At 67.2% G+C, this 26,322-nt stretch carries 23 protein-coding genes and 1 pseudogene; 17 read left to right on the top strand and 7 right to left on the bottom strand.

Going from position 1 to position 26,322, the window contains the following annotated elements; genetic code table 11:
• Window positions 1-5: 5 nt before the first annotated feature.
• Window positions 6-902, bottom strand: a complete 897-nt coding sequence (locus PQB87_RS09090; protein WP_124468531.1) for a LysR family transcriptional regulator — start codon at window positions 900-902, stop codon at window positions 6-8.
• Between the two features lie 162 nt (window positions 903-1,064).
• Between PQB87_RS09090 and PQB87_RS09095 the strand changes: the two genes are divergently transcribed.
• On the top strand, window positions 1,065-2,246 hold the full coding sequence (locus PQB87_RS09095; protein ID WP_489241481.1) for a porin: 1,182 nt from the start codon (window positions 1,065-1,067) through the stop codon (window positions 2,244-2,246).
• A 681-nt stretch (window positions 2,247-2,927) separates the two neighbouring features.
• On the opposite strand, the gene PQB87_RS09100 is transcribed toward PQB87_RS09095, so the two are convergent.
• From PQB87_RS09100 to PQB87_RS09110, 3 genes are all read right to left on the bottom strand, one after another.
• Window positions 2,928-3,728, bottom strand: a complete 801-nt coding sequence (locus PQB87_RS09100; RefSeq protein ID WP_059486034.1) for a phosphodiesterase — start codon at window positions 3,726-3,728, stop codon at window positions 2,928-2,930.
• A 247-nt stretch (window positions 3,729-3,975) separates the two neighbouring features.
• The gene (locus PQB87_RS09105) at window positions 3,976-4,350 is read right to left on the bottom strand and encodes an immunity 22 family protein (RefSeq protein WP_166741989.1); all 375 of its coding nucleotides are present in this window, start codon (window positions 4,348-4,350) and stop codon (window positions 3,976-3,978) included.
• A 676-nt stretch (window positions 4,351-5,026) separates the two neighbouring features.
• Window positions 5,027-5,731, bottom strand: coding sequence for a glutathione binding-like protein (locus PQB87_RS09110; protein ID WP_059653429.1), 705 nt, complete (start codon window positions 5,729-5,731; stop codon window positions 5,027-5,029).
• A gap of 643 nt (window positions 5,732-6,374) precedes the next feature.
• Between PQB87_RS09110 and PQB87_RS09115 the strand changes: the two genes are divergently transcribed.
• Both PQB87_RS09115 and PQB87_RS09120 read left to right on the top strand, forming a co-directional pair.
• Window positions 6,375-6,914, top strand: coding sequence for an Imm21 family immunity protein (locus PQB87_RS09115; protein ID WP_489241484.1), 540 nt, complete (start codon window positions 6,375-6,377; stop codon window positions 6,912-6,914).
• Window positions 6,915-6,990: 76 nt separating this feature from the next.
• A pseudogene (locus tag PQB87_RS09120) lies at window positions 6,991-7,191 on the top strand (transposase); the annotation flags it as partial.
• A 47-nt stretch (window positions 7,192-7,238) separates the two neighbouring features.
• Here PQB87_RS09120 and PQB87_RS09125 read toward each other — a convergent pair.
• Both PQB87_RS09125 and PQB87_RS09130 read right to left on the bottom strand, forming a co-directional pair.
• Window positions 7,239-8,363 carry a porin gene (locus tag PQB87_RS09125; RefSeq protein WP_111999234.1) on the bottom strand — a complete coding sequence of 375 codons (1,125 nt, stop codon included), beginning with the start codon at window positions 8,361-8,363 and terminating at the stop codon, window positions 7,239-7,241.
• Between the two features lie 222 nt (window positions 8,364-8,585).
• Window positions 8,586-11,282, bottom strand: a complete 2,697-nt coding sequence (locus tag PQB87_RS09130) for a winged helix-turn-helix domain-containing protein (RefSeq protein WP_153488324.1) — start codon at window positions 11,280-11,282, stop codon at window positions 8,586-8,588.
• A gap of 241 nt (window positions 11,283-11,523) precedes the next feature.
• Between PQB87_RS09130 and PQB87_RS09135 the strand changes: the two genes are divergently transcribed.
• From PQB87_RS09135 to PQB87_RS09195, 13 genes are all read left to right on the top strand, one after another.
• Window positions 11,524-12,540 (top strand): universal stress protein, encoded by a 1,017-nt coding sequence (locus PQB87_RS09135; protein WP_489241487.1) that lies wholly within the window; start codon window positions 11,524-11,526, stop codon window positions 12,538-12,540.
• Window positions 12,541-12,558: 18 nt separating this feature from the next.
• A complete protein-coding gene (locus tag PQB87_RS09140) occupies window positions 12,559-13,539 on the top strand; it encodes a quinone oxidoreductase family protein (RefSeq protein ID WP_489241489.1) in 981 nt (326 codons plus the stop codon).
• A gap of 10 nt (window positions 13,540-13,549) precedes the next feature.
• Window positions 13,550-14,398 (top strand): TauD/TfdA dioxygenase family protein, encoded by an 849-nt coding sequence (locus tag PQB87_RS09145; protein WP_489241491.1) that lies wholly within the window; start codon window positions 13,550-13,552, stop codon window positions 14,396-14,398.
• Window positions 14,399-14,516: 118 nt separating this feature from the next.
• Window positions 14,517-15,572: a beta-keto acid cleavage family enzyme gene (locus tag PQB87_RS09150; protein ID WP_226152364.1), complete on the top strand. Its 1,056-nt coding sequence runs from the start codon at window positions 14,517-14,519 to the stop codon at window positions 15,570-15,572.
• Window positions 15,573-15,735: 163 nt separating this feature from the next.
• Window positions 15,736-17,088 carry an MFS transporter gene (locus PQB87_RS09155; protein ID WP_060306673.1) on the top strand — a complete coding sequence of 451 codons (1,353 nt, stop codon included), beginning with the start codon at window positions 15,736-15,738 and terminating at the stop codon, window positions 17,086-17,088.
• Between the two features lie 16 nt (window positions 17,089-17,104).
• A complete protein-coding gene (locus tag PQB87_RS09160) occupies window positions 17,105-17,698 on the top strand; it encodes an RBBP9/YdeN family alpha/beta hydrolase (RefSeq protein ID WP_489241493.1) in 594 nt (197 codons plus the stop codon).
• A 151-nt stretch (window positions 17,699-17,849) separates the two neighbouring features.
• Complete coding sequence (locus tag PQB87_RS09165) at window positions 17,850-18,005, top strand: hypothetical protein (protein ID WP_176113734.1); 156 nt, start codon at window positions 17,850-17,852, stop codon at window positions 18,003-18,005.
• Window positions 18,006-18,289: 284 nt separating this feature from the next.
• On the top strand, window positions 18,290-19,456 hold the full coding sequence (locus PQB87_RS09170; RefSeq protein ID WP_489241495.1) for an extracellular solute-binding protein: 1,167 nt from the start codon (window positions 18,290-18,292) through the stop codon (window positions 19,454-19,456).
• Between the two features lie 49 nt (window positions 19,457-19,505).
• Entirely contained in the window at window positions 19,506-20,585 is a 1,080-nt protein-coding gene (locus tag PQB87_RS09175) for an ABC transporter ATP-binding protein (protein WP_059495973.1), read from the top strand.
• 46 nt (window positions 20,586-20,631) lie between these two features.
• Window positions 20,632-21,504 (top strand): ABC transporter permease, encoded by an 873-nt coding sequence (locus PQB87_RS09180; RefSeq protein ID WP_489241497.1) that lies wholly within the window; start codon window positions 20,632-20,634, stop codon window positions 21,502-21,504.
• Entirely contained in the window at window positions 21,504-22,436 is a 933-nt protein-coding gene (locus tag PQB87_RS09185; RefSeq protein WP_153488333.1) for an ABC transporter permease, read from the top strand. Before PQB87_RS09180 ends, PQB87_RS09185 begins: the two co-directional genes overlap by 1 nt.
• 124 nt (window positions 22,437-22,560) lie before the next feature.
• The gene (locus PQB87_RS09190; protein ID WP_021159623.1) at window positions 22,561-22,998 is read left to right on the top strand and encodes a hypothetical protein; all 438 of its coding nucleotides are present in this window, start codon (window positions 22,561-22,563) and stop codon (window positions 22,996-22,998) included.
• A 395-nt stretch (window positions 22,999-23,393) separates the two neighbouring features.
• Window positions 23,394-23,606, top strand: a complete 213-nt coding sequence (locus tag PQB87_RS09195; protein WP_006497261.1) for a hypothetical protein — start codon at window positions 23,394-23,396, stop codon at window positions 23,604-23,606.
• Between the two features lie 294 nt (window positions 23,607-23,900).
• On the opposite strand, the gene PQB87_RS09200 is transcribed toward PQB87_RS09195, so the two are convergent.
• Window positions 23,901-24,866, bottom strand: coding sequence for a D-2-hydroxyacid dehydrogenase (locus PQB87_RS09200; protein ID WP_489241500.1), 966 nt, complete (start codon window positions 24,864-24,866; stop codon window positions 23,901-23,903).
• A gap of 253 nt (window positions 24,867-25,119) precedes the next feature.
• Here PQB87_RS09200 and PQB87_RS09205 point away from each other — a divergent pair, with 253 nt between their 5' ends.
• Window positions 25,120-26,310, top strand: a complete 1,191-nt coding sequence (locus PQB87_RS09205; RefSeq protein WP_226146445.1) for a CaiB/BaiF CoA transferase family protein — start codon at window positions 25,120-25,122, stop codon at window positions 26,308-26,310.
• Window positions 26,311-26,322: the final 12 nt, after the last annotated feature.

The following is a 26,322-nucleotide window of genomic DNA, read 5'->3' on the forward strand; positions in this document are numbered from 1 at the left end:
TCAATTCACGTCGCGGCGCCCTTCAGAAGCGCGCACAGATCGCTGGCCATGCTCGACATGGAGACGGTGCGATGCCGCACGATGCCGACCGTGCGCGCGATGACCGGGCCCACGAGCGGTACGGCGTGCACCGCGGGAGAGGCGAGCGCGCCCGCTTCGCCGACGGCGCTTTCGGGCAGGATCGCGCAACCCACGCCCGCGGCCACCAGCGCGGCGACGCAGGAAATGTGTTCGACTTCGTAGAACCAGCGTAGCCGCACCGACTCTTGGCTCATGAGCATCTCGAGCAGCAGGCGATTGCCGCTGTCACGCCCGCCGATCACGAGTCTCGCATGCCGCAGATCGCCGAGCGTGAGTTGCTCGGCCTGCGCGAGCGGGTCGTCACGATGCACGGCGAGCACGTAGCGATCTTCGAAAAGGGGCTCGAACATGAGGTCTTCATCGTCGCCCGGATGCAGGCTCACGCCGAATTCCGCGAGGCCGGCGCGCACCTGCGAGAGCACGAAATCGTGATTGCCGTCGAGTATCTGCACGCCGATGTGCGGATACTTGCGCGCGTAGAGCCGCAGCACGTCGGGCAGCAGGCGCGCTACCACGGTGGGTATGCTCGAGACGCGCACCTTGCCGTAGCGCTTTTCCGCGATTTCCTGAATGGACGTGAGCATCAGCCCGAGCTGCGCGATCTGCTCGCGCGCCATCGGCAGAAATTGCCGACCTACGCCGGTGAGCGTGACGCTGCGCGTGGTGCGGTGAAGAAGTTCGACGCCCAGCGTCTGCTCCAGCTTCTGGATGCGCCGGGACAGGCCGGGCTGGGTGAGGTGCAGCTTCTCCGCTGCACGATGAAACGTGCCGAGCTCCGCAACGGCGACAAACGCTTCGAGTTCAGAGTTTTCGACTTTCATAGCGCTTTGGCATCAATTCCAAACTGGACGGCATTGGACGCCGCATTTTTATCACCGGAACATTCTCGCCGAAAACAATTCATATGGCGGCGTTTGCCGTAGTGACACGATCGCGCGGCAGCCGATCCGGTTTTTCAATCCACTGAGACCACGCTTGACGACATGAACTCGATCAATCAATTCGTATTGCGAACTATTATCCCAGCTTGTGTCGCGCTGATGTCAAGCCCGAGCGCACATGCTCAGAGCAGTATCACGCTGTATGGCTTGATCGACGCGGGTGTCGCCTACGTGAGTCGTGCCGCAGGCAGCGACAGCGCGAGCGGCGCGGCATGGCGCTTCGGCAACGCGTTGTCGGGCAACCGTTGGGGCTTCAAGGGCAACGAAGATCTGGGCGGCGGCCTCGCAGCTGTATTCCAGCTCGAAAGTGGCTTCAACATTGGCACCGGCGCGGCGTTGCAGGGCGGACGTGAGTTCGGGCGCACGGCGATCGTGGGCCTGTCGAGCGCGCGATGGGGCACGCTCAAGCTTGGGCGCCAGTACGATCCGGTCGTCGACATGGTGTCGGCGCTCACCGAGGATCTGTATTTCGGTCTCACGTTCGGCACGCCCGGCGACGTCGACAACTATGACGGCAGCATGCGCGTGAACAGCTCAGTGAAGTATCTGAGCCCGAACTTCGGCGGCGTGCAGTTCGAAGCGCTTTATGGATTCGGCGGCGTGGCGGGCTCCAGCGGCGCCGGGCAAACCTGGAGCGTCGCTAGCGGCTACGCGAGGGGATCTCTTGCGCTGGCGGCAGGCTACTATTATGCGAGCGGCGGCAACACGCAAGGCCGCACGGGCGGGCGCACCTGGAGCGCTAGCGCGGACAGTCCGTTCAACACGGCGGTGAACGCGGGCTTCGCGAGCGCGCACTCGGTGAGCATCGCACGCGCGGCGGGCCAATACACCTATACCGCGTGGACGGGCGGACTTGGTTACTCGCATACCGAATATGCACCCGATGGCGCGTCCCGCTTTGCAAGAAGCGCGCGTTTCAACAGCGGCTCGGCGTTCGTGAATTGTCAGGTGGATCCGGCGCTGCGGTTGGGCTTGGGTTATCACTACACCTGGCTATCCGGCACGGACTCGGCGCATTATCAGCAGGTCAACGCCGCCGCCGACTACGCGCTCTCGAAGCGCACCGATCTCTACGCGGTGGCGGCCTTCCAGCGCGCTTCGGAGTCGACGCTCAATGCATCGGGCGCGAGCGTGGCTGCGCAAGCAGTGATCGGCGATTACGGCTTGAATTCGGGCTCCAATACGCAGACGCTCGTCGCAATCGGGATGCGTCAACGGTTCTGAGCACCGCAGTCCGTGCGAGGCGCTGGTCATCAGCTACCTCGTACGGGGCGCGGGCCATGTGAGGTCGTGGGTGTTGGGCAGTTGGGTGGCGCGGAACATGCAGATGGCTGCGGGAGTGATGCCGCGTGAAAGCTTCCGATCATCTGACGTTCGGCAAGAGTGCGACGCAAGAACATTGCCCGTACTCGACGCAGGATCCTATCGGCAGACTCGAACAGCTCGTGCTCGTTTGGGATTCGCGCGACATCAAGCTTGGCACGCGCGAATTCGCGCGGCCCGGTCGGCATGGGGTTCGCAGGGCGTCAGCCTCTCTGCGAGCGTCAGGAGCACAAAGCCATGTCCAAGTGCCCATTCGGCAGCGGTCAGCCCGACTTGGTCTAGTAACGCGTTCCGATCCACGCCTGCGCCCTTGAACGATGAAGCGATGCACGCATCGATGCGGCCGCAATTGAGCCATGATCCGACATTCGACATTCTCCAAACAGGCGTCATAGTACGGCCGCTTCTGGCCGGAAGTCGCCGGTTGGCGCTCGGTGCGGCTCGACCGGCGGTAGGCAACCCGTTGCGGAGCTTGACGTCGAAAGTCGAGATGTCTGATCAGTGGTAACAAGCGGTCGCCGCCTGCCTATAGCATGCGAATGCCTCGTACGTCATCGACCGCTGTGTACTTGACGAGGGCGCTTACGCGAAGGGGAACGGGCCTTCGAAATGCCCCACGTAACACAAGTGGGAGACCGCTGACTGACCGCGACCTGTCCAGCGATGCAGCATGTATGCAGGTGGTTCGAGAAAAGAAGCGGGCTGCGCGTCCGCTTCAACGCGCAGCGCAATCTGGGTGGTCGTGCTCGGGCAGGTGAGTACCGGAACGCTCCCAAGACGCGTCTGCATTGACCGGTGGACGTGCCCGGCAAGAATGCGATCTACATTGCTATGCCGCGCAAGAACCCTGGCAAATGCATCCGCATTTCGCAACCCGTAGATGTCCAGATAAGGAATGCCGGTCATGAACGGTGGATGGTGCATGACGATAACCACGGTTCGACTGCGATGCTCGGTAAGTTCACTGTCGAGCCACGCCAAGGTTTCGGCGTCAAGTTCGCCGTGATGTAGTCCAGGAACGGAGGTGTCCAACGCCACGAGGCGTAGTTCGCCCACGTCTAGCGCGAACGAGAGTGCACCCTCGCTCGGAAGCCACGCGTGATCCGAGAACGCGGCTCGCAAATTGCCACGGTCGTCATGATTACCCGGCAGAACCACGAACGGTCGCCTCAACTCGACAAGCAATTCGCGAAGTTTTTGATACTCGTCTTCGGTGCCCTCGTCCGTAAGGTCGCCTGAGATGACAATCAGGTCTGGCTCAGGTCGAATGCGGTTCAGCGAATCGACGGCTGCCGAAAACATGACATTTGAATCCACAGCGTCTTGATATAGGACACCGTGAGGCCGGACATGAATATCCGAAAGTTGTGCGATGACCGTCATTCAGCGCTCCGTTGAATTTGACCTGCCGGTACATGGATCACAGAGATTTTGGGCCAGACAAAATTCGCCCATCGACAGAGCCTTTCTGTGGCAACGATCTTGCTCCACGCGCTCCCAATTGTGCGTCCGGGTGGCTGATTCGGGATGACAAGCAGGCGCTGGGTGGTGAAGCACGAAAGACCGCTTCTGGCCGAAAGCAGTCGCCCAGCATTAGGCGTCGCATCAGGCGAAACCAAGTTCGAGAAGCTCAAATTGGATACTCGAACATTCCGATGTAGACCAGTTCGAATCCTTCGCCTTGCACTGACCTTGGCGATTTTATCTGTTCGCAATTTATGAAAATCAGCGCGTTCGCATCTCCCAAATTTGCGGCGCGCGCCGCTTCACATAGCGCTTCCGACCATTTGTCCGAGTACGAGTGAGGTGCAAAGAACTCTTCCAGTGAAGTACCCGACTGTCGCAGCCCTGTTTCCATGAAATCATGGTCACAGAAGAACTCACCCTGGGAGCCGTAGAACTCGGAAACTGGTCGACTTTCATCTTCGCCGTAGTGTTCTGCGAGAAAGCTTGAAAATCGGGAGGCGTCAGTTATCCGGCCAAGATAGAAATGAGAAGCTTCCATTCCATGCATCGTTGGTTGACTCCCCTTGAGCGCAAAGAAAATTGTATTCCTTCACCTACTGAGCGGCTGCCTCTGGCCGACTGTCGACGTAGACATTACGTTGCAGCCAGCGCGGAGCAGGGCTTCCGCGCCTCCCCCCAAAAACTCGGCCCACTGCAGATCTACCGACTATCCAGCTTGCCTTGTCCTCGTGAATCGTACGTGTTGCACAAACGCGCGATGCCGTAGCCTCTGCGGAAAGCGGCGGTTCTGGGAAATTTCTTGCAGTATGCCGGCTATCTCGTCGTCAACGGCCAGGCCTTGCTCCAACCAACCGATCGCGAGATCACACCAATATGGAGTTGGCCATCGTAGTCCAGCGACAGCGACGTCGCGCGCGGAATCGGTGTTCGAAGCGAAAGCCGTCAAGGGGTGTTCAAGTGGCTTGACTATTGAGGGCGATTTCATCTCGGATCTTGTTCAACTTGGTAGGGGACGTCGCGTGCAAGGTGAGTCTGATCGATTGTCATCCGTGTAGGCGCCCACGTCGACCGACAGCTTCTGACCGAACACCGACCGTCTCCCCAGCATTCCCCGGAAAATCGCAAAGCCCCCGAAAGCCCGCCGCCCAATGCGGCGGGCGTTTCAAGTCCACAGCTACGCGGGCCGGACAACGCGCGACCCGCCCAGCCGCTCATCAACCCCGCGCCGGAATATTGAGCCCACGCGCAACGGCCGGACGCGCAACGAACGCATCGAGCACCCGCTTGACGTTGCGGAATTCACTGAAGCCGACCAGATCGCCCGCTTCATAGAAACCAACAAGATTTCGCACCCACGGGAAGATCGCGATGTCGGCGATAGTGTAGGTATCGCCCATCACCCACTGGCGGTTCGCGAGATGCGCGTCGAGTACGCCGAGCAGGCGCTTCGACTCGTCGACGTAGCGGTCGCGCGGGCGCTTGTCCTCGTAGTCGCGGCCGGCGAACTTGTGGAAGAAGCCGACCTGGCCGAACATCGGCCCGATGCCGCCCATCTGGAACATCACCCACTGGATCGTCTCGTAGCGGCCCGCGAGATCCTTCGGGATCAGCTGGCCCGTCTTGTCCGCGAGATAGATCAGGATCGCACCCGATTCGAACAGCGGCAGCGGCTTGCCGTCGGGGCCGTCCGGATCGATGATCGCCGGGATCTTGTTGTTCGGGTTCAGCGACAGGAACGCGGGCGAGAACTGGTCGTTCGTGTCGAAGCGCACGAGGTGCGGCTCGTACGGCAGGCCGGTTTCCTCGAGCATGATCGACACCTTGACGCCGTTCGGCGTCGGCAGCGAGTAGAGCTGGAGACGGTCGGGATGCTGGGCCGGCCACTTTTGCGTGATCGGGAAGGCGGACAGATCGGGCATGAAGGTTCGCTCGTCGAAGTGAATGACTTGCGCACCGGCCTTGCTGCCGCGCGCCACGACCGGTGGCGCGGCGGCGGGACGGCGCGCGCCGAAAACGCCCACTGTAGCCGATCCCGGCGATCGATGCTGGCGGCGGCCGCGCGCGACGGCACCAGCTCCGGCACAATAAATTTTGGAAATGTCAGCGAAGCTGGGAAAGTTGACGAGGTGAGCCATCAACGCGATAGGCAAGGAAAGCGGATGTCACTTATGTGGTACCAAGGATCCGGGAACGAAATCAGGTAATTTCGTTGCTGATCACATCCAACCGACCAAGTTGGCGAACGGTCAAGAGCAGCAACTGTTCCCGAGCTGCCTGACATGTTCCAATGCACAGGGTGGATTCGTGAGCGGAGCGATAAGACGTGCGGCCGCGGCAGCTGCAGTGGCAGGCTCGACAATCAGCGAAGCCGCCACTCGTGTGTGGAACGACTTCAAGCAAGATCCACCGGGAGGGGTTTTCTGGACGATGCAGTCAAACTCCCTGGGGGATGGGACCCAGAAGGGCATGCGTAAAGGCGCGTCGGGTTTTTGAACGTCAGGCTGCGGCCCCGCGCACCCTGTGCGCAGGGCTTTCAGATGCAAGACTCTTCACAAGGTTTGCATGATGAAATGGATCTACTCCAGCGGCGGAAATTTCATTTTCACGGGAATGCCTGTTGCCGAGCGATGGCGAGGCAACGAAGGATCGAGTGTGACGCTCGCTGCCATCGGTGGCAGCGATTACGACCTGGCATGCCGTAGTCTCGTGGGACCGGACGAGTACGTGAATGTGTTGAGAAACGTGCTCGTCAGCGATGTTTTGGTGGTGTGTGGGGCGCAACAGGAGATCGGTTTTTATGAAATTTCCTCTGGTTCGTACTTGTTGGTGAAGATCGAGTTTGGTGGGAGCGAAGAGGAAATCGAGCAGTGCGTGCGTGAAGTGGTGAACGGACGATGGGCGAGCGTCGAGGATCAACCCTTCGAGTTCGAGATCAAATCATCGAACATGGCTGTGTTCGACGCGGCGTTTGCCTGGGAAGATGCGGTCGGCATGGACAATACGATCGAGGTCGTGGTCGAGTGCGGGAGGTACGCCGTTTCTTTGATCAAGTACGAGAACGACAATAACCTGCTCTGGGTGGTGCGCTTGAACAGGGTGTGAGGCTGATTGGCTTTGACGCCCCGGCGCTGCGTCGTAGACCGTAGTTACGCGTTGCCGACAAAGCGCCAGAGGCCGACTCGCCGCCACGTTGCGGCCAATCTACGCGGCCGCCGGCGAAGAGGCGGCAAGGCAGGTGCTGCAAGATTTCGCCGGCGGTCCCTGGGGCACGAAGTATCCGGCGACCGTGCAGTCGTGGCAGCGCGCGTGAGAGCACGGCGTGCCGTTCTACGTGTTCCCGCCGGAGATTGGACGGGCCGTATACGCCACGGAGGGAGTGCCCCAAACCTTACTGCCACGAAACTGCCGCCACATGCCCCGCAGCCGTCAAAAGTTGTGCCGCAGCCCGACCATCGCGGCCGTCGTGCCGACGCCCGGCGCGACCGGTTGCCCGTACACGAGCATCTGGTCCATCGTGCCGCGGTTGTTCACGTGGCCGACCTGCGCATAGACCGTCGTGCGCTTCGACAGGCTGTAGTCGGCCGCGAGCACGACCGACGTCGACTTGTTCGCCGAGACGTTGCGATCCTTCAGGTAATACACGGCCGAGCTCACCTGAAGGAAAGGCGTGAAGCGATAGCCGATGCCGGCCGACAGCATGTCGAGGTTCACCTTGTCCGCATGCGACGGATTCCGGCCGTTGCCATACGACGCCGACACCGAGAAGTCGCGGATCGTGTATTTCGCGCCGACGTAGACGAAGCGGTTGTTGTCGACGCCGGTCGGCGCGACACCCGGCGCCGGGTTCGTGTCGTGCCCGTTGTAGTACACGGCCGACGCGTTCAGCCCGTAGTTCGCATACCTGAGCACGACCGATTCGCGCGTGCCGCCCTGGAACTGCCCGGCCACGCCACCCGGCGCGTATTCGAGCGCGATCGACGCGCCTGCGAACACCGGCGACTGGTAGACGAGCGCATTGCTGTCGTACAGCGCGCCGATCGCGCCGTTGGTGCTCGTCCCGGGCCAGCCGGCCGCCGTGTTCAGGCCGAGCCACGCGGTCAGCACGCTGCCGAAGAACTGCGCGTTGCGCACGTCGGTGTCGGCCATCGCGTAGATCATCGGCACGATCTGGCGGCCGGCCGTGAAGGTGCCGAACGGGCCCGACACGCCGAGCGACGCGACCTGGTTGAAGATCGCGACGGCGCCCGGCGTATCGCTCAGTTGCAGCTTGCCGGTGCCGCTGTCGAACGAACCCTGCAGCTTGAAGTTGACCTTGTAGCCGCCGCCGATGTCCTCGCTGCCCTTGATGCCCCAGAAGCTCGAGTAGATGCCGCCGTCCTTCATGCGGAACACCTTGCCCGTATTCGGCGCGGTGGGGCTGAACGACGCCGCCGACGTGCTCTGGTACAGCAGGCCCGTGTCGATCACGCCGTAGAGCGTGACGGAGGATTGCGCATGCGCGAGCGCCGAACAGCCGGCAAGCGCCGCGAGCGCGGCCAGTTTCGTCTTCATGAAGTCTCCAGGGTCGTATTGGACCGGACGGGATCGAGCCTGTCCGGGTGAAGCGGGGAAGCGACGAGGCGGGCGGGAAGACGTGACAGGCGGCGCCCGCGTGAGCCATGCGGAAAGACTACGCAACGGCGGGCGGCCGCTCCCCCCCATGCGCGGGGGGCAGGGTTGCGGAGAATCGGAGGAGGTGGAGGCGGGGGCGCCGTCCGATCGGCGGAACCGGCGTTACGGCGCGCTTTCGAGCAGGCCGAGCACCAGCGCGCGGCGCACCGCATGCTTGCGCGAGCTGGCGTCGAGCTTGCCGAACAGGTTCTTCAGATGCCACTTCACGGTTTCCTCGCCGACGGCGAGCGCCACCGCGATCTCCTTGTTCGACAGGTTGCGCGCGAGCAGCTCGAGAATCGCGCGCTCCTTCGGCGTCAGCACGACGCTCGGCACCGCGCGCGGGCTGGCCGCGCCGCGCGGGGCCGGCGGCACGATGCGCGGTTGCGGCAGCGCATGCCGCGCGGGGCCGGCGCCGGCGGCCGCTTCGTCGCCGGCGCGGCGCGCCCAGTCGGCGATGGCCGGATGCGCGTCGGCGAGCGTGCGCGTGAGCCCGAACAGCTCCGCGAGGTTCATCGCCTCGTCGAGCAGCGCGCGGCCGCCGCCCCCGGACTGTTCTCGCGCGAACGCGCCGAGCGCCATGATCTCGATGCGCGCCTGCCCCATGCTCATTTCACGGGCCAGCACCGCCGCTTCGTCGAGCGCCGCGCGCGCGTCGTCCCAGCGGCGCGCGGCCAGCGCCGCACCCGCATGCGCACTCGCCTGAAGCAGCACGACCGGGCGCCGCCACAACGGCCCGTGCGACGGAAACTCGGCGGCCGCGATCGCATCGATCCGCTCGACGAGCGCATGGCAGGTCGCCTCGCGATAACGCGCCGCGTGAATGCGCACCTGTTCGGCGAGGCTCGCGACCGACAGGCGCGGCAGGCGGCGCGCGACGCCCATCGCGTCGAGCGCTTCGAGCAGGTCGATCGCGCGGTGCTCGACGCCGCGCAGCAGCGCGATGCGCGCGGCGGTGCGATAGCCGAGCAGCACGGTATCGGGCGTGCCCGCATGTTCGAGCACGTCGAGCCGGTTCGCGAGCAACGCGGCGGCCTGGTCGACGCGGTCGGCCTCGTACGCGAGCGCCGCGCACATCGCCGCGAGCATGCAGGTGAGCGGATGGCGGCGCCCGAGATCGGCTTCCGCGCGTGCCAGCGCCGGCGACAGCGTGTCGTCGGCCAGCCGGACCTGGCCTTCGCGCAGGTAGCTCAGGCCCGTGATCAGCTCGCCCCAGCGCGCGACGTAGCCGAACCCGGCCGCCGTCTCGCCGCGCGGCGCGGCGTGCTGGAAACGGCGCGCCTGCGCCGGTTCGCCGACGATGATCGCGCGCGCCGACAGCCGGTTCGCGTGCATTTGCGCGAGCCACGTGGCTGCCGGCGGCGTGAAGTCGGCCCACGGTTCGAACAGCTCGACGAAACGGTCGATTTCGTCGGCGTAATACGCGGCCGCGCTGAGGATCAGCGCGCATTCATAGCGCATCGCCGCGGGCGTGCCGGTGTCGGCAAGAATGCCCGCGATCTGGCGCTGCGCCTCGACGTGGCGCTCGCCGAGCGCCAGTGCCCACGCGACCGCGATGCGCAGCGTCGGGCGCTTGTCGAGCTCCGCGTCGGGCAGCAGCGCGAGCCAGTCGAGCACGTCGTTGATGCGGCCCTGCTTGATCGCATCCTCGAGGCAGCGCTGCGCGAGCGCGTACGCCACCTCGAACTGGCCGGCCGCATACGCGTGGCGCGCGGCTTCCTCGGTCATCCCGTGCGCGTCGAGCCAGGCGGCCGCACGCGCATGCAATGCGTTGCGCCCGGCGTCCGCGGCCAGGCGGTCGCGCAGCGTGTCGCGCACGAGCGGATGCAGCCGGCACCAGTCCGAATCGTCGGACGCGATGAACAGCGGCGTATCGCGGGCGAGCCGCGCGAGACGGCCGGGCGCGTCCGCGTCATCGAGCAGCGCGGCGCACAGCGACGGATGCAGGCGATCGGCGACGCTCGTGCGGATCAGGAACGCCGTGTCGTCGGCCGACAGGTTCGCGAGCAGCAGCTCGACGAGGCGGTCACGCGTGCCGTCCACGCGGGCGGCGAGCGCGTCGACCGCCTGGCGCGGATCGGCCGAGCGCGCCATCGCGGCCATCGCGAGCTGCAGGCCGAGCGGCCAGCCGTCGACGCGTTCGAACAGCCGCGCGCACGCGTCGGCGTCGACCCGCTGCGCAAAGCGCGCGCCGACCAGCGCGATCGTCTCGTCGAGCGTGAAGCGCAGCCAGTCGGGGCCCGCGAGCGTGCATTGCCCGCCGGCGAGCAGGTCGCCGGCCGTGTGGTCGAGCCCGCGCCGCGCGGCGACGACGACATGCAGGTTTTGCGGCGCATTGTGCAGCACGTAGGTCAGCGCCTCGAGGCCGGCCGGCGGCAACCGCTCCGCATCGTCGACGATCAGGAGCGCGTCGATCGACAGTTGCGCGACCTCGGCCAGCCAGGCGGTCACGCCCTCGAGCGCACGCGCCGCGTCGGCCGCGCCGGGCGGGATCAGGCGCCCGAAGCCGGGCCGTGCGCAACCGGTCCGCACCGCCTGCACGAGGCCCTGCAGCAACCGGGGCGCATCGTCGCGCTCGTCGGCCGACAGCCATACGACCGCGCGGCCGAGCGCGAGGGTCTCGCGACGCCATTGCGCGAGCAGCGACGTCTTGCCGTAACCGGCCGGCGCCTGCACGAGCGTGACCGGCCGGCCGTCGAAAGCGGGCGACGCGAGGCTCAGCCGCGCGCGGGCCAGCAACTGCGCCGGCACGCGCGGCGCGGTCGTCTTCAGGACCAGTTCGGTGGGAGGCGCGTCGGCGCGAGCGGGTGGGTGGGCCATCGGGCAGCAGTGGGAATCCGGCGGTGCCGTGCGGGCCAGCGTCCGGGGTGGGTGTGGGGGGAAGGATCGGCCGAACCGCGTTCGCGCGTCAATCCCCCCCGCGACGAGTGGGGCCGTACCGGCACCGCGTCGATAGCATGGGTTCCGATCCATGACGAACGCAACGAGGAGAGGGCCATGAACATCGTATCGAGCGGCACGCGGCGCAACGCGTCGCTCGCCGGATAAACGGAGCGGCACGATGTACCGCCATCTGCTCGTGACGGTCGACGGCGCGCCCGGCGGCATCGACGCGATCGGCCATGCGCTCGAACTGGCGCGCGCGGTCGGCGCCCGGGTCACGTTCCTGCTGGCCGGCGGCGCACCGGCCTCGCGTTTATCCGGAGCGCGGCTGCCGGAACACGGTGCGAAAGTGGAAGCCGCCGCGCGGGCGCAGGGTTTGTCCCATGCGATCGCGGGGGCCGGCCTTCCGGGGGCCGGCCATCCGGGGGCCGGCGACGCGGCACCCGGCGCGCTGGCGGCCGAACTCGGCTGCGACCTGATCGGCGTCGCGGCGCTGCCGCACGATGCCGATGCGGCGGCCTGCGCGCAACGACGGCACCTGCTCGCGACGAGCGGTGTCCCGGTGCTGGTGTGCACGTCGCGGCGAACGCCGGCCGAGGCGCGCGTGATGGCGCGTTGCCTCGATGCGCATCGCGCGGTCGGCGGGTTGCTGCATGCGCTGATGGCGTCCGGCGTGGACGCGGCTGCGGCCGCGGACGTGGATGCACAGCAGCAGCGGCAAGCGAGCGACGCGCAGCATGGCCCGATGGCGTCCGCCGCACACGCGGACGTACCGCTGCGGCACGCGGCCGACGCGCAGCGTGCGCTGGCATCGCTCGCCGCGTTGCAGCGCGCCCGTGTCGGCACGGCCGCCGAAGCGCACCTCTTCGCGGCATTGCGCGTGCGCGCGGAGTGCGTCGCGGCCGAACTGGACGAACTCGACCGCCAGCGGCAGCGCGATGCGCAAGCGCTCGATGCGCTCGAGCGGATCGCCGCGGACGGGCTGCCGTCGGCCGCGTTCGACGCGGCGCTCGCCCGTTATGCACACGGCGCGTTCGAGCAGATGGGGCGGATGGAAGGCGTGATTTTCCCGGCCGCGCGACGCTACCTGGGCGACGCGGACTGGGCCGGACTGGACGACCCGCTGGCGGACGGCGCAGCCGCGACGCCGCCGGGCATGAACGAACCCGACGATGCGCGGCGCGCATCCGACTGACAACATACGGAGAACACGATGGCACATGCAGTGCGATTCCACGAAACCGGCGACCCCGACGTGCTGCGCTGGGAAGCAGTCGACGTCGGCGATCCGGGTGCCGGCCAGGTGCGCCTGCGGCACGAGGCCGTCGGACTGAATTTCGCCGACACGTATTTCCGCAGCGGCCTGTATCCGGTGCCGCTGCCGGCCGGGATCGGCGTCGAGGCGGCCGGCGTGGTCGACGCCGTCGGCCCCGGCGTGACGAACGTCGTCGTCGGCGACCGCGTGACCTACACGGGCTTCCTGAACACGCTCGGCGCGTACAGCACCGAGCGGCTGATCCCCGCCGCGCCGCTCGTGCGGCTGCCGGCCGGCATTTCGTGCGAAACGGCCGCGGCGATGACGATGCGCGGCCTGACGTCGGCCTACCTGCTGCGCCGTATCCACGCGTTTGAGCCGGGCGACACGATCCTGCTGCACGCGGCCGCCGGCGGCGTCGGGCTGATCGTGTCGCAATGGGCGAAGCTGCTCGGGCTCACGGTGATCGGCACGGTTTCGAGCGAGCACAAGGCCGCGATCGCCCGCGCGCACGGCTGCGACCATACGATCGACTACAGCCGCGAGGACGTCGCGAAACGCGTGCGCGAGCTGACGGACGGCGCGGGCGTCGACGTCGTGTTCGACAGCGTCGGCAAGGACACCTTCGAAGGCTCGCTCGATTCGCTGAAGCGGCGCGGGCTGATGGTGTGCGTCGGCACCGCGTCGGGCCCGATCCCGCCGTTCGATCCGCAGCGCCTCGCGATGAAGGGCTCGCTTTACCTGACGCGCCCGGCGCTGGCCGACTACATCGCCGATCCGGCCGAGAAGAACGACCTGGCCGGCGAACTGTTCGCGCACGTCGCGGCCGGCCGCATCAGGATCGAAATCAACCAGCGCTACGCGCTGCAGGATGCCGCGCAGGCACACCGCGATCTCGAATCGCGCAAGACGACCGGTTCGTCGGTGTTCATCGTCTGAGGAGACGCGCATGCGAGTCGAACCCTTGACCTGCGCGCTCGGCGCGGAACTGCTGGACGTGAGCCTCGCCGACGCCGTGCGCGACGACGGCCTGTTCGCCGAGATCCGCGCGCAGCTGCTGCGGCATCGCGTGCTGTTCCTGCGTGACCAGGACATCACGCGCGCCGAGCACGTCGCGTTCGCGCGGCGCTTCGGCGAGCTCGAGGATCATCCGGTCGCCGGCAGCGACCCGGAACACCCGGGGCTCGTGCGGATCTACAAGTCGCCCGACCAGCCGAACGACCGCTACGAGAATGCGTGGCACAGCGATGCGAGCTGGCGCGTGGCGCCGCCGTTCGGCTGCGTGCTGCGCTGCATCGACGGTCCGCCGGTTGGCGGCGACACGATGTGGGCGAACATGGTGCTCGCCTACGAGCGCCTGCCGGACCACGTGAAGCAGCAGATCGACGACTTGCGCGCGCGCCACAGCATCGAGGCGAGCTTCGGTGCGGCGATGCCGATCGACAAGCGCCTCGCGCTGAAGGCGCAGTACCCGGACGCCGAGCATCCGGTCGTGCGCACGCACCCCGAAACCGGCGAGAAGGTGCTGTACGTGAACGCGTTCACCACGCATTTCACGAACTACCACACGCCCGCGCGCGTGCGGGTCGGGCAGGACGCGAATCCCGGCGCCGGCCAGCTGCTGCAATACCTGATCAGCCAGGCATACATCCCCGAATACCAGGTGCGCTGGCGCTGGAAGAAGAACAGCGTCGCGATCTGGGACAACCGCAGCACGCAGCATTACGCGGTCATGGACTACCCGCCGTGCGTGCGCCGGATGGAGCGCGCGGGCATCGTCGGCGACGTGCCGTTCTGAGCGCGCTCGCACCTTAACCGACTCGCCACCCCGAACAACGCGCCGGGCCCGCCGCCCGGCGCGGCGGGATACGCACGCCCGTACGCCTGCACAAAAACGATTTCCACTGGAGGACGACATGCAATTTCTCGACGATTCGCTGCACCCGGAAAACCAGGACAAGGTAGTCATCACGGTCGCACCGTATGGCCCCGAATGGATGCCCGCCGATTTTCCGGAAGACATTCCGGTGACGATGGACGAGCACGTGCAGAAGGCCGTCGACTGCTACAACGCGGGCGCGACGGTGCTGCACCTGCATGTGCGCGAACTCGACGGCAAGGGCAGCAAGCGGCTGTCGAAGTTCAACGAGCTGCTCGGCCGGCTGCGCGAGGCGGTGCCCGACATGATCCTGCAGGTGGGCGGCTCGATCTCGTTCGCGCCGGAAGGCGACGGCGCGGAAGCGAAATGGCTGTCCGACGACACGCGCCACATGCTCGCCGAGCTGACGCCGAAGCCCGACCAGGTGACCGTCGCGATCAACACCGTGCAGATGAACATCACCGAGCTGATGAACCGCAAGGACATCGCCGGCACGTCGCTGAACGAAGCCGCGCTGTGGGACGCGTACCGCGAGATGACCGTGCCGGCCGGCCCCGGCTGGGTCGACGAGCACCTGCGCCGCCTGCAGGCGGCCGGCATCCAGCCGCATTTCCAGCTCACCGGCATGCACGCGCTGGAAACGCTCGAACGGATCATCCGCCGCGGCGTCTATCGCGGCCCGCTGAACGTCACGTGGGTCGGCATCGGCGGCGGCTTCGACGGCCCGAATCCGTACAACTTCATGGAATTCGTGCGGCGCTGCCCGGACGGCGCGTGCATCACGCTCGAATCCCTGATGAAGAACGTGCTGCCGATCAACACGGTCGCGATGGCGCTGGGCCTGCATCCGCGCTGCGGGATCGAGGACACGATCATCGACCAGAAGGGCAACCGGATGACCTCGGTGCAGCAGGTCGAGCAGTGCGCACGGATCGCGCGCGAACTCGGCCGCGACATCGCGACCGGCAAGGAGGCGAAGGCGATCTACCGGATCGGCGTGCAGTACGACGGCATCGACGAGACCCTCGCGCAGCTCGGGATGGCACCGAACCGCCGGCCGGGCCAGCCGAACGTGCCGCTGCGGGTCGCCTGACGCGCCGCGCATCCGGGCCAGCGGCCATGGCGGCCGCGGCCCGCCGATCGTTGTGGCGTGGCACCCATCCCCGCGCGTGATGCGGGGGCGGACTCCGGTCAACGGAGCGGGGCCACGCAAGCCGCGCCGGAGCACGATCGCTCCGGTGCCGGAGGAGACACGCATGCTGATCCATCATGTCGAGCCGTCGATCCAGGACGTCGCCGCCGCCGGCCGGCGCGCGCCCGCCTATGCGTGGCTCGTGTTCGGGCTGACCGTCGGCCTGCTGCTGTCGGACTACATGTCGCGGCAGGTGCTCAACGCCGTGTTCCCGCTGCTCAAGCAAGCATGGGCGCTGTCGGACACGCAGCTCGGTTCGCTCTCCGGCGTCGTCGCGCTGCTGGTCGGGCTGCTGACGTTTCCGCTGTCGGTGCTCGCCGACCGCTTCGGGCGCGTGCGCAGCATCGTGCTGATGGCCGCGCTGTGGAGCGTCGCGACGCTCGGCTGCGCGCTGTCGACCCATTACACGGAGATGCTCGTCGCGCGCGGCCTCGTCGGGCTCGGTGAAGCCGCGTATGGCAGCGTCGGCGTCGCGCTGATCCTCAGCATCTTCCCGGCGCGGCTGCGCGCGACGCTGACCGGCGCGTTCATGGCCGGCGGTGCATTCGGCTCCGTGTTCGGCATGGCGCTCGGCGGGCTCGTCGGCGCGCATCTCGGCTGGCGCTGGTCGTTCGGCGTGATGGCCGCGCTCGGCATCGTGCTGCTCGTCGCGTATCGCTGCGTCGTGACCGAACGGCGGCTCGCCGCATATCGCTCTGAATTCGGCACCGAATGCGGCGCCGAACCCTGCCGGCGCGACACCGACACGCCGCGCGACCTGCGCGGCAGCGTGCGCGTGCTGATGTCGGGGCTGTTCGCGTCGCGTTCGGTGATCTGCGCGTATCTCGGCAGCGGGCTGCACCTGTTCGTGCCGGGCGCGCTGTTCGCATGGCTGCCGAGCTACCTGAACCGCTACTACGCGATGGCGCCCGACCGCGCGGCCGTGCTCGCCGCCGGTTTCGTGCTGCTCGCGGGTATCGGGATGGTCGGCTGCGGGATCGTCACCGACCGCGTCGGCAAAACCGACGGCAAGCGCAAGTGGCTGACCGCGATCGCGTATTGCGTGCTGACCGGCGTCTGCCTCGCGGTCGCGTTCCGGCTGCCGCCCGGGCCGCTGCAGCTCGCGCTGATCTGCGCTGGCATGCTGGTCGGCGCGGGCGCGTCCGGTGCGTCGGGCGCGATGGTCGCGAACCTGACGCCGGCCGCGATCCACGCATCGGCGTTCGCGACGCTCACGCTCGCCAACAACCTGCTCGGCATGGCGCCGGGCCCGCTGCTGACGGGGTGGGCCGCCGATCGCGCCGGCCTTGTCGGCGCACTCCAATGGATTCCCGTCGTGCCGCTCATGGCCGCCGTGCTGTTCGCGATCGGACGCGCGAGCTATGTGGCCGACCTCGCGCGCGTCGAACGCGAACGGCGCGCGTCCAGACTTTCCTGAACGCTTCGGAGGCTGCATGACCCTGACGACCGCACCCACCATCCTGATCGTGCCCGGCTTGCGCGATCACGTCGAAGACCACTGGCAGACGCACCTCGAACGACGCCTGCCGAACGCACGCGCCGTCGCGCCGCTCGAAGCCGACAAGCTGAGCCGCGCCGCACGCGTCGCGGCGCTCGATGCGGCGCTGGCCGCGATCGACGGCCCCGTGATCCTCGTCGCGCACAGCGCGGGGGTGATGATTGCCGTGCACTGGGCGCGGCAGGCCACGCGCGAGATCCACGGCGCGCTGCTCGCGGCGCCGGCCGATCTCGATACGCCGATGCCCGCCGGTTATCCGGCGCCCGACGCGATCGACGCGAACGGCTGGACGCCGGTGCCGACCGGGCGGCTGCCGTTTCCGAGCATCGTCGCCGCGAGCCGCAACGATCCGCTCGCGCGCTTCGAGCGCGTCGAAACGCTGGCGGCAGGGTGGGGCAGCAGGCTCGTCGATCTCGGCGAAGTGGGGCACCTGAATCCGGCGTCGGGGTATGGCGAGTGGCGTGATGCGGAACGGTTGATCGAAGAGGTGAAGGCGTTGGGTGAAGGCGATTCAGGCTTGAGGAATTGATATTCGGGCATTGTTTGCCGTCCTCGGGCCTTTTTCGTCCATTCATCGGGCGCCATGACTGACAGCGACGCGACCGCTCCATCCGATTGACGGACAAGCGGCCGATCGCTGTCATTTTTTGCGGAATGCCGTCACGGATCCCAAACGAAAGGTGCTGTACGGCGTTGCGTTGAAACCCCGCACGATCATCCGTCCCACCCACGAGGCCAAGGCTTCGACCGAAGCCGAGGAGGGTGACGTGCCGCGCGCGGCGCGAAAAGTCATTTCCGGACACCGGGACGTGTTGATCGCGCTGAAGAACCGCTGATTTGCCGGGCCTGCCGAACGCTGACTGCCCCGATCCCGTCGGGGCCGGCTGAATCCACTTCGCCGGGATTGCCCCCAGCAGAGATATGACGTCGCAGGACGACTTGGCGTCCAGCCGCGATCCCCGGCCCATCTTGCCCGGCAACCAAATTGGCATTCACCGGAAGGTGTTTGTCAGGGAAAGTCCCGCCCCGGCCACCTCGGTTTTTTGTTGACCGACATCGTATAACGCCGTCATGATTTCCTGAAAAGAAAGGTCCAATCCACCGACCGAAGTGAGGAGACATGAACGCCACCACGATCGCTCGCCGTGTCCGCCGGATCGCACTCGCCGTGGGCTTCACGCTGTCGGCCTCGGCAGCCGTTGCCGCCCCCGTATCGCTGAACATCGTCGATGTCGCGGGCAACCTGCAGCTCACGCAGAAGGCCATCGAAGCCTTCAGGGACAAGAACCCGACCCTCGTGTCGAGCGTCACGTTCACGAACGCGCCGGCGCCGCAGCTGCCGGGCAAGATCAAGGCGATGCAGGCGGCGGGGCGCGCCGACATCGACCTCGTGCTGACGGGCACCGACGCGCTGGCCGCCGGCATCGAGCAGAACCTGTGGCTGAAGGTGCTGCCCGACAACGCGGGCGCATTCCCCGGCGTGCTCGACAGGTACGCACCCGGCCCGCGCAAGATGCAGGACCTCGCACAGGGCCTCGGCCTCGAAGTCACCTACATGCCGGCCGGCCCGCTGCTCGAATACAACCCGGCGAAGGTCAGCGACCCGCCGAAAACGCCCGACCAGTTGCTCGCGTGGTGCAAGGCGCACCCGAACAAGCTGATCTACGCGCGCCCGGCGAACTCGGGCCCCGGCCGCACGTTCCTGATGGGGCTGCCATATGTGCTCGGCGACAAGAACCCGCAGGACCCGATCAACGGCTGGGACAAGACCTGGGCGTTCCTGAAGCAGCTCAACGACTGCGTCCCGTACTACCCGGGCGGCACGTCGGCGGTGATGAAGGAGCTCGGCGAAGGCACGCGCGACATGACCGTGACCGTCACCGGCTGGGACCTCAACCCGCGTGCGCTCGGCATCGTGCCGGCCGAGTTCCGGGTCCAGGCGTTCGACAACATGACGTGGGTCAACGATGCGCACTACATGGTGATCCCGAAGGGCGTGCCGAAAGACAAGCTCGACGTGCTGTTCAAGCTGATGAACTTCCTGCTCGAACCGGCGCAGCAGGCGATGACCTACGACGACGGTTACTTCTATCCGGGCCCGGCGGTGAAGGGCGTGACGCTCGAGATGGCGCCCGCGCACAGCCAGGAAGTGATCCGCAAGTTCGGCCGCCCGGAATACGCGAAGCTGCTGGCGGATCGCCCGCACGTGCAGCCGCTCAGCGCACAGGCGATGGTCGCCGCGTTCCAGAAGTGGGATCGCGAGATCGGTTCGCAGAAGTCGAAGTGACGCATGGGCCGGCGGGCGCCGCGGCGCCCGCGTCGATGGAGTTCGCGCAATGAAGCAGAGTTTCGAACGGCTGCGGCTCGATGGCGTCAGCCGCAGCTTCACCAATGCGGAAGGTGCGCAGGTCGCCGCGCTGAACGGGCTCGACCTCGAGATCCGGCGCGGCGAGTTCATCGCGCTGCTCGGCCCGTCGGGCTGCGGCAAGTCGACCGCGCTGAACTGCATCGCGGGGCTGCAGCCGCTCACGAGCGGCGGCATCTGGCTCGACGACACGCGCATCGACGTGCTGCCGCCCGAGCGTCGCGGCTTCGGGATGGTGTTCCAGAACTACGCGCTGTTTCCGCACCTGTCGGTGCTCGACAACGTCGGTTTCGGCCTCAAGATGCGCGGCGTGCCGAAGCAGGAAACGCGGCGGCGCGCGCAGCAGGCGCTCGAACTCGTGCAGCTCGTCGGGCACGAGGGCAAGCTGCCCGGGCAACTGTCGGGCGGACAGCAGCAGCGCGTCGCGATCGCACGCGCGATCGTCATCGAGCCGCCGCTCGTGCTGATGGACGAACCGCTGTCGAACCTCGACACGAAGCTGCGCATCGAGATGCGCGCCGAGATCCGCCGCATCCACACGCAGCTCGAACGCGCGACGATCTACGTGACGCACGACCAGGACGAGGCGCTGTCGATGGCCGATCGCATCGTCGTGATGAAGGAGGGGGTCGTACAGCAGGTGGCGACGCCGAAGGACGTCTACACGCGCCCGCACAACCTGCACGTCGCGCGTTTCATGGGTTATCGCAACGTGCTGCCGTTCACGCTCGACGGGATGGCCGGCGGCCACGTAAACGTCAGCGCCGCAGGCGTGCGGCTCACGGGCGTGCCGATGGCCGGCTTCGACGCGAAGGACGTCGCGGTCGCGCTGCGTCCCGACGACATCGAGCGCGCGGCAGACGGCGCCGACAACGCGTTCGACGCGACCGTCGAAACGGTCGAATACGGCGGCCGCGATTCGCTGATCCGTGCGGCCACGCCGTTCGGCCCGATCTGGGCGCGCGTGGCCGGCGAATTCGCGGAAGGCGAGCATTTGCGGTTATGTGTTGCGCCGTCGCGCACGCTCGTCTATGCGGGAGACGCGCGATGAACGGCCGCCGCATCGCGTGCGCTGCAACGCGCCACCGGGAGGCCGCGTGAGCACGCTCCCGGCCGGCGGCACACCGTGCGACGCGAAAGCCTGGCTCGTCACCCCCGCACTCGCGTTCATCGTCGCGCTGTTCATCTATCCGTTCGCCTACGGTCTCGTGCTGTCGTTCCAGCCGATGAACGGCGGCGGCGCGCTCGCGAACTACGTGCAGTTCTTCACCGATACCGCGATGTGGCCCACGGTGCTCGTCACGCTGAAGCTGGCGGTGCCGGCGACGCTGCTCAACGTCGGCGTCGCGGTACCCGTCGCGTTCGCGCTGCGCCGCAATTCGCCTTACCAGAAGTTCGTCACGACGCTGCTCGTGATTCCCGTCACGCTCGGCACGGTGCTCGTCGCCGACGGGATGCTCACGTATTTCGGGCCGAACGGCTGGTTCCCGCAGGCGTTGCAGGGGCTGCACCTGTACACCGACGAAGTGCGCCTCACGCACAACTACTGGGGCGTGCTGCTGTCGCTGATCGTGTCGGGCTTTCCGTTCGCATTCCTGCTGATGCTCTCGTACATCAGCGGCATCGACCCGACACTCGCGCGCGCGGCGGCGACGCTCGGCGCGAACCCGTGGCAGCAGTTCCGGCGGATCTACCTGCCGCTGCTCGTGCCGGGGCTCACGATGGCCGCGTGCCTGTCGTTCGTGCAGGCGTTCTCGGTGTTCCCGTCGGCCGTGCTGCTCGGCGCGCCGGCCGGGCCCACGCGCGTGATCTCGATCGCGGCGGCGGAAGCGGCGTTCGAGAGCTACGACTATTCGCTCGCATCGGCGATCGCGATCGTGATGGGTTTCGTGCAGCTGCTGGTGGTCGCGTCGATGCTCGGCGCGCGCCGCTTCTTCTATACCGGCGCGGTGACGGGGGGCAAGGGCTGATGGCGACCGACAATCATGCCGCCCGCGCGTGGCCGCCGAAGCACGATGCGCCCGATCCGCCCGATGTGCGGCCCGCCGACGCGAGGAAACCGCGGAAGATGGCAGGCCATCTCGCCGGCCGTGCGTGGCACGCGCTCGTCTGGGGGCTGATGGCGTTCTTCCTGCTGAACGTGATGCTGCTGATCGCGACCGTCGCGGTGAACTCGATCGCGACACGCTGGTTCGGCACGCCGCTGCCGCAGGGTTTCACGCTGCACTGGTACGCGAAGGCGTGGGCGGACTTCCAGCTCGCGAGTGTGCTGTGGGTGACCGTCGAGGTCGTCGGCGCGGTCGTGCTGCTGTCGATCGCGCTCGGCGTGCCGGCCGCCTATGCGCTCGCGCGCGTGCGGTTTCGCGGCAAGCGCTTCGCGCTGCTGGTGTTCCTGCTGCCGCTGATGGTGCCGCCCGTCACGTACGGGATCCCGATGGCCACCGTGATGTACAAGGTCGGGCTCGCGGGCACGCTGCCCGGCGTGATCCTAGCGAACCTCGTGCCGGCGCTGCCGTTCGTGATCCTCGTGATGACGCCGTTCATCGAGCAGATCGATCCGAATCTCGAAGCCGCCGCGCGCATCTTCGGCGCGAACACGTGGCGTTATTTCCGCCATGTGCTGCTGCCGCTGCTCGTGCCCGGCATGCTCGCGGCGGGGCTGCTCGTGCTGGTGCGCACGATCGGGATGTTCGAGCTGACCTTCTTCACCGCGGGGCCGAGCACGCAGACGCTCGTCGTCGCGCTGTATTACGCGGTGTTCTCGACCGGCGTGCGCGCGCCGCAGTCGATCGACGCGATGGCGATGATCTACATGGCCATCACGCTCGTGTGGGTGGTCATCGCGCTGCAGTTCGTGAGCCCGACGCAGCTCGTGAGCCGCGTGAAGCAGGAGCGGCAGTAGGGGCGTCAGCAGGCGCGGGCGAAGCGGAGGGGCGATCGCGCCCGTGCAATTGGTTACAAATGGATACCGCGCACGATACGCGGACGTTGCAGACTACGCGGCGTTCCCCCGATAACGGATATCCATGAAGTTCCAGACGCTGCTGACACTCGCCGGTGCATCGACGCTCCTGGCCGCCTGCAACCTGCTCCACGACGGCCCCGGATCGGGCGACGTCGATGCCGCCGTGCGCCGCGCGCTCGAGGCGGAAAACCACGGCGGGCTGAACGCGCTGTTCGGCCAGCCGCTGCCCGTCTCGGCCGATGTCGTGTCGGCGAAGCCCGACGGCGACTGCAAGAAGGTCGGCGATCGCACCTACTCGTGCGACGTCGTGGTCACGTGGCGCAATACCGACTACAAGCCGTCGCGCGCGAACCTGACCTTCGTGAAGGCCGCCGACGGCTCGTGGCAGACGTCCGGCGTCGACGCGGCGATCGTGACGGGCACCGCGAAATCGCTGGTCGACCAGATCGGCAAGGCATGGCCCGGCAATGCGGCAAGCGGCGCGTCGGCACCGCAGTGACGCGGTGACCTGCGAGGGCGACGGGCGGGGCGTTTCCCTCCGGTAATACGCGGCCTGTCGCGCCCGAACGCCGCGCCGCGCCTTCCACCGACTTCACGCCACCGACCGATTGCCCGCGAGCGCATCGCCGGATGCACCGGGGCTGGCGCAGCGGCGGGGCGGCGCCCGCGACCGGCCTGGTGGCCGGACACGGTTGCCGGCAGCGCCGGTACGGCGCGAACCCCGCAACCGGTCGACCCATCCTGTTCGACCGACACTCAGGCGCGGACTGGCAGGGAAAAAGGGCGCGAGCATCGCGTCCGCGCGCGACCGAATGCATCCTCGGTATGCGGGCCGGCTTATAGGGAAAACCCTTATTTCGAGATATAATCACGGCCTAAGTGATAGGTCGAACCATGCCTGAACGTTTCCAAACCCTTGAAAAATTTGTGTTTTCCCTCGTCGTGATGTCCGCGGTCGTGTGCTCGGCATTCCTCGCGTACGAGCGTCACCCCGAGATCAAGATCGCGCTGCACGAAGGCGAAGCGCTGATGCGCGAGAGCGCCAAGTATTCGGTCATCTGCTCGCCGTCCAAGGTCGATCCTTGCGTCGAGATGTCCGCTTACTGAAACGCGCGCATTCGGGTCGGGATCAGCGCGCCGGGTGGTGCGCCGCAGGCGAAACCGGCGCGTTCCAGTGCGGGGCCCGACCAGCGTCAGACCGGCCCTGCAGCATCGGCGGCCCGAGTTCCCTGACGTAGCGCTCATCAGGCATTCAGAAACCCGCTGCAAGACAGGGCGGATGCACAAACCCGCTACGTGCCGGGTCACTGGCGTAAGCAACTCCCGATCCCAAGCCCCGCTTCGAGCAATCGAGCGGGGCTTTTCTCGTAGAGCCGTCGAAACGACCCCCGCGGCTGCGCATCACACTACATGCGTCGGAGCGCCCTCGACGAACGCGGCGACATTGTCGACGAGCTGATCGGCGAGCGCCTGCATCGCCTCGTCGCTCGCCCACGCGACGTGCGGCGTCAGGATGAAGGCCGGATGCGACAGGATCGCGTGGAACGGATGCGCGGCCGGCAGCGGCTCCTGCGTGACCACGTCGAACCCCGCGCCCGCGATCTGCCCCGACTGCAATGCGTCGATGAGCGCGTTTTCATCCACGAGCCCGCCGCGCGCGGTATTGATCAGCAGCGGCCGGCGTGCCATCCGCGCGAATGCGGCCGCGTCGATCAGGTGTCGCGTCGCGGGCGTGAGCGGACAGTGCAGCGTGATCACGTCGCTGTCCCGAAGCAGCGTGTCGAGCGGCGCGTAGTCGTCCCCCGACGCATCGCCGTGCGCGGCGAACCGTACCCGCATGTCGAGCGCGCGCGCAATGCCGGCCACCGCGCGCCCGAGCACGCCGTCGCCGACGATCCCGAGCGTCGAGCCGGCCAGGTCGCGAATCGGATGATCGAAGAAGCAGAACTGCCCGCTGTCGAGCCAGCGCCCCGCGCGCACCGCGTCGCGGTACGCGACGAGGCTGCGGCGCAGCGCGAAGATCAGCGCGAACGTGTGCTCGGGCACCGTGCGGACCGCATACCCGCGAATATTGCTAACGACGATGCCGTGCGCGGCACACGCGTCGAGATCGACGATGTCGGTGCCTGTCGCGGCGATCGCGATCATCCGCAGGCGCCGCGCGTCGGCAAGCGCCGCTGCGTCGAGCCGCACCTTGTTGGTCACGACGATGTCCGCGTCGCCGATGCGCGAAGCGACCTCGTGCGCGGCCGTCCGCTCGAACGTGCGCAACACGTTCGGAAACGGGAACGGCTTCAGCACGGTTTGCGGCGACAGCGTCGCGCGGTCGAGGAACACGATCTTCGCGGGAGAGGAAACGGAAAACATGGCGGGCCTCGCTGGCAGGCGCCCGGGGCGGGCGCGGAACGGGTTCGATTCTGCCGGCGGCGCGCAGACCGTCGTTTGACCGTTGCGCGAGTGCGCTTTCCCGGATGGAAAGGCTGGCGCACCGCATATGTGAACGGACGTCGCGCACGCCTTTCCGTTTCGGAAAGGCTGGTTGAGCATCGATCGATTTTCGCCGGGCGGGAACGCCGTCATGATCGCCGTCATCGACAACACGCTTTCATCGGAGACAGCCATGACACGCCCCCTCGACGGCATCCGCGTGCTGGAACTCGGACAACTGATCGCCGGCCCGTTCGCGGGCCGGATGCTCGCCGAATTCGGTGCGGACGTGCTCAAGGTCGAGCCGCCCGCGCTCGGCGACCCGCTGCGCAAATGGCGGCTGCTGCACGACGGCACGTCGGTCTGGTGGGCCGCGCAGTCGCGCAACAAGACCTCGCTGACGCTCGACCTGCGCACGCCCGAAGGGCAGGACGTCGTGCGCCGCCTCGTCGCGGAAACCGACGTGCTGATCGAGAACTTCCGGCCCGGCACTCTCGAAGGCTGGGGGCTCGGCTGGGACGCGCTGTCCGCGATCAACCCGGGGCTCGTGATGCTGCGCGTGTCGGGCTTCGGCCAGACGGGCCCGTACCGCGACCGTCCCGGCTTCGGCGTGATCGCCGAGGCGATGGGCGGCCTGCGGCACCTGACCGGCGAGCCTGGCCGCACGCCGGTGCGCGTCGGCATCTCGCTCGGCGATTCGCTGTCGGCGCTGCACGGCGTGATCGGCGTGCTGCTCGCGCTGCGGCATCGCGAGCAGCAGGGCGGCAAGGGGCAGGTCGTCGACGTCGCGCTGTACGAGTCGGTATTCAACATGATGGAAAGCCTGCTGCCCGAATACTCGGCGTTCGGTGCCGTGCGCGAGGCGGCCGGCAGCAGCCTGCCCGGCATCGCGCCGACCAACGCGTATCGCTGCCGCGACGGCCGGTACGCACTGATCGCCGGGAACGGCGACAGCATCTTCCGGCGCCTGATGGAGCTGATCGGCCGGCCCGATCTCGGCAACGATCCTGCGCTCGCGCACAACGACGGGCGCGTCGCGCAGGTCGAACGCATCGACGCGGCGATCGGCGCGTGGAGCGCGCGGCACGATCTCGACGCCGTGCTGGCCGCGTTGAACGACGCACGCATCCCGTCCGGGCGCATCTACGACGTGGCCGACATCGCCGCCGACCCGCATTACCGCGCGCGCGACATGCTCGTCGATGCCGCGCTCCCCGACGGCACGCCCGTGCTCGTGCCCGGCATCGTGCCGAAGCTCGGTGCGACGCCCGGGCGCATCGAGCGCCCCGCGCCCGCGCTGGGCGCGGACACCGACGCGGTACTCGAAGCGCTCGGCATCGATGCGGCGACGCGCGGCGACTGGCGCACGCGCGGCGTGATCTGAACCAGAACCAGA

The organism is Burkholderia sp. KL41 (assembly GCF_057005415.2).

What these genes read in the sequence shown, in the direction of transcription:
- PQB87_RS09090 (WP_124468531.1), bottom strand. Translation starts at nt 902, where the DNA reads ATGAAAGTCGAAAACTCTGAACTCGAAGCGTTTGTCGCCGTTGCGGAG.
- PQB87_RS09095 (WP_489241481.1), top strand. Translation starts at nt 1,065, where the DNA reads ATGAACTCGATCAATCAATTCGTATTGCGAACTATTATCCCAGCTTGT.
- PQB87_RS09100 (WP_059486034.1), bottom strand. Translation starts at nt 3,728, where the DNA reads ATGACGGTCATCGCACAACTTTCGGATATTCATGTCCGGCCTCACGGT.
- PQB87_RS09105 (WP_166741989.1), bottom strand. Translation starts at nt 4,350, where the DNA reads ATGGAAGCTTCTCATTTCTATCTTGGCCGGATAACTGACGCCTCCCGA.
- PQB87_RS09110 (WP_059653429.1), bottom strand. Translation starts at nt 5,731, where the DNA reads ATGCCCGATCTGTCCGCCTTCCCGATCACGCAAAAGTGGCCGGCCCAG.
- PQB87_RS09115 (WP_489241484.1), top strand. Translation starts at nt 6,375, where the DNA reads ATGATGAAATGGATCTACTCCAGCGGCGGAAATTTCATTTTCACGGGA.
- PQB87_RS09125 (WP_111999234.1), bottom strand. Translation starts at nt 8,363, where the DNA reads ATGAAGACGAAACTGGCCGCGCTCGCGGCGCTTGCCGGCTGTTCGGCG.
- PQB87_RS09130 (WP_153488324.1), bottom strand. Translation starts at nt 11,282, where the DNA reads ATGGCCCACCCACCCGCTCGCGCCGACGCGCCTCCCACCGAACTGGTC.
- PQB87_RS09135 (WP_489241487.1), top strand. Translation starts at nt 11,524, where the DNA reads ATGTACCGCCATCTGCTCGTGACGGTCGACGGCGCGCCCGGCGGCATC.
- PQB87_RS09140 (WP_489241489.1), top strand. Translation starts at nt 12,559, where the DNA reads ATGGCACATGCAGTGCGATTCCACGAAACCGGCGACCCCGACGTGCTG.
- PQB87_RS09145 (WP_489241491.1), top strand. Translation starts at nt 13,550, where the DNA reads ATGCGAGTCGAACCCTTGACCTGCGCGCTCGGCGCGGAACTGCTGGAC.
- PQB87_RS09150 (WP_226152364.1), top strand. Translation starts at nt 14,517, where the DNA reads ATGCAATTTCTCGACGATTCGCTGCACCCGGAAAACCAGGACAAGGTA.
- PQB87_RS09155 (WP_060306673.1), top strand. Translation starts at nt 15,736, where the DNA reads ATGCTGATCCATCATGTCGAGCCGTCGATCCAGGACGTCGCCGCCGCC.
- PQB87_RS09160 (WP_489241493.1), top strand. Translation starts at nt 17,105, where the DNA reads ATGACCCTGACGACCGCACCCACCATCCTGATCGTGCCCGGCTTGCGC.
- PQB87_RS09170 (WP_489241495.1), top strand. Translation starts at nt 18,290, where the DNA reads ATGAACGCCACCACGATCGCTCGCCGTGTCCGCCGGATCGCACTCGCC.
- PQB87_RS09175 (WP_059495973.1), top strand. Translation starts at nt 19,506, where the DNA reads ATGAAGCAGAGTTTCGAACGGCTGCGGCTCGATGGCGTCAGCCGCAGC.
- PQB87_RS09185 (WP_153488333.1), top strand. Translation starts at nt 21,504, where the DNA reads ATGGCGACCGACAATCATGCCGCCCGCGCGTGGCCGCCGAAGCACGAT.
- PQB87_RS09190 (WP_021159623.1), top strand. Translation starts at nt 22,561, where the DNA reads ATGAAGTTCCAGACGCTGCTGACACTCGCCGGTGCATCGACGCTCCTG.
- PQB87_RS09195 (WP_006497261.1), top strand. Translation starts at nt 23,394, where the DNA reads ATGCCTGAACGTTTCCAAACCCTTGAAAAATTTGTGTTTTCCCTCGTC.
- PQB87_RS09200 (WP_489241500.1), bottom strand. Translation starts at nt 24,866, where the DNA reads ATGTTTTCCGTTTCCTCTCCCGCGAAGATCGTGTTCCTCGACCGCGCG.
- PQB87_RS09205 (WP_226146445.1), top strand. Translation starts at nt 25,120, where the DNA reads ATGACACGCCCCCTCGACGGCATCCGCGTGCTGGAACTCGGACAACTG.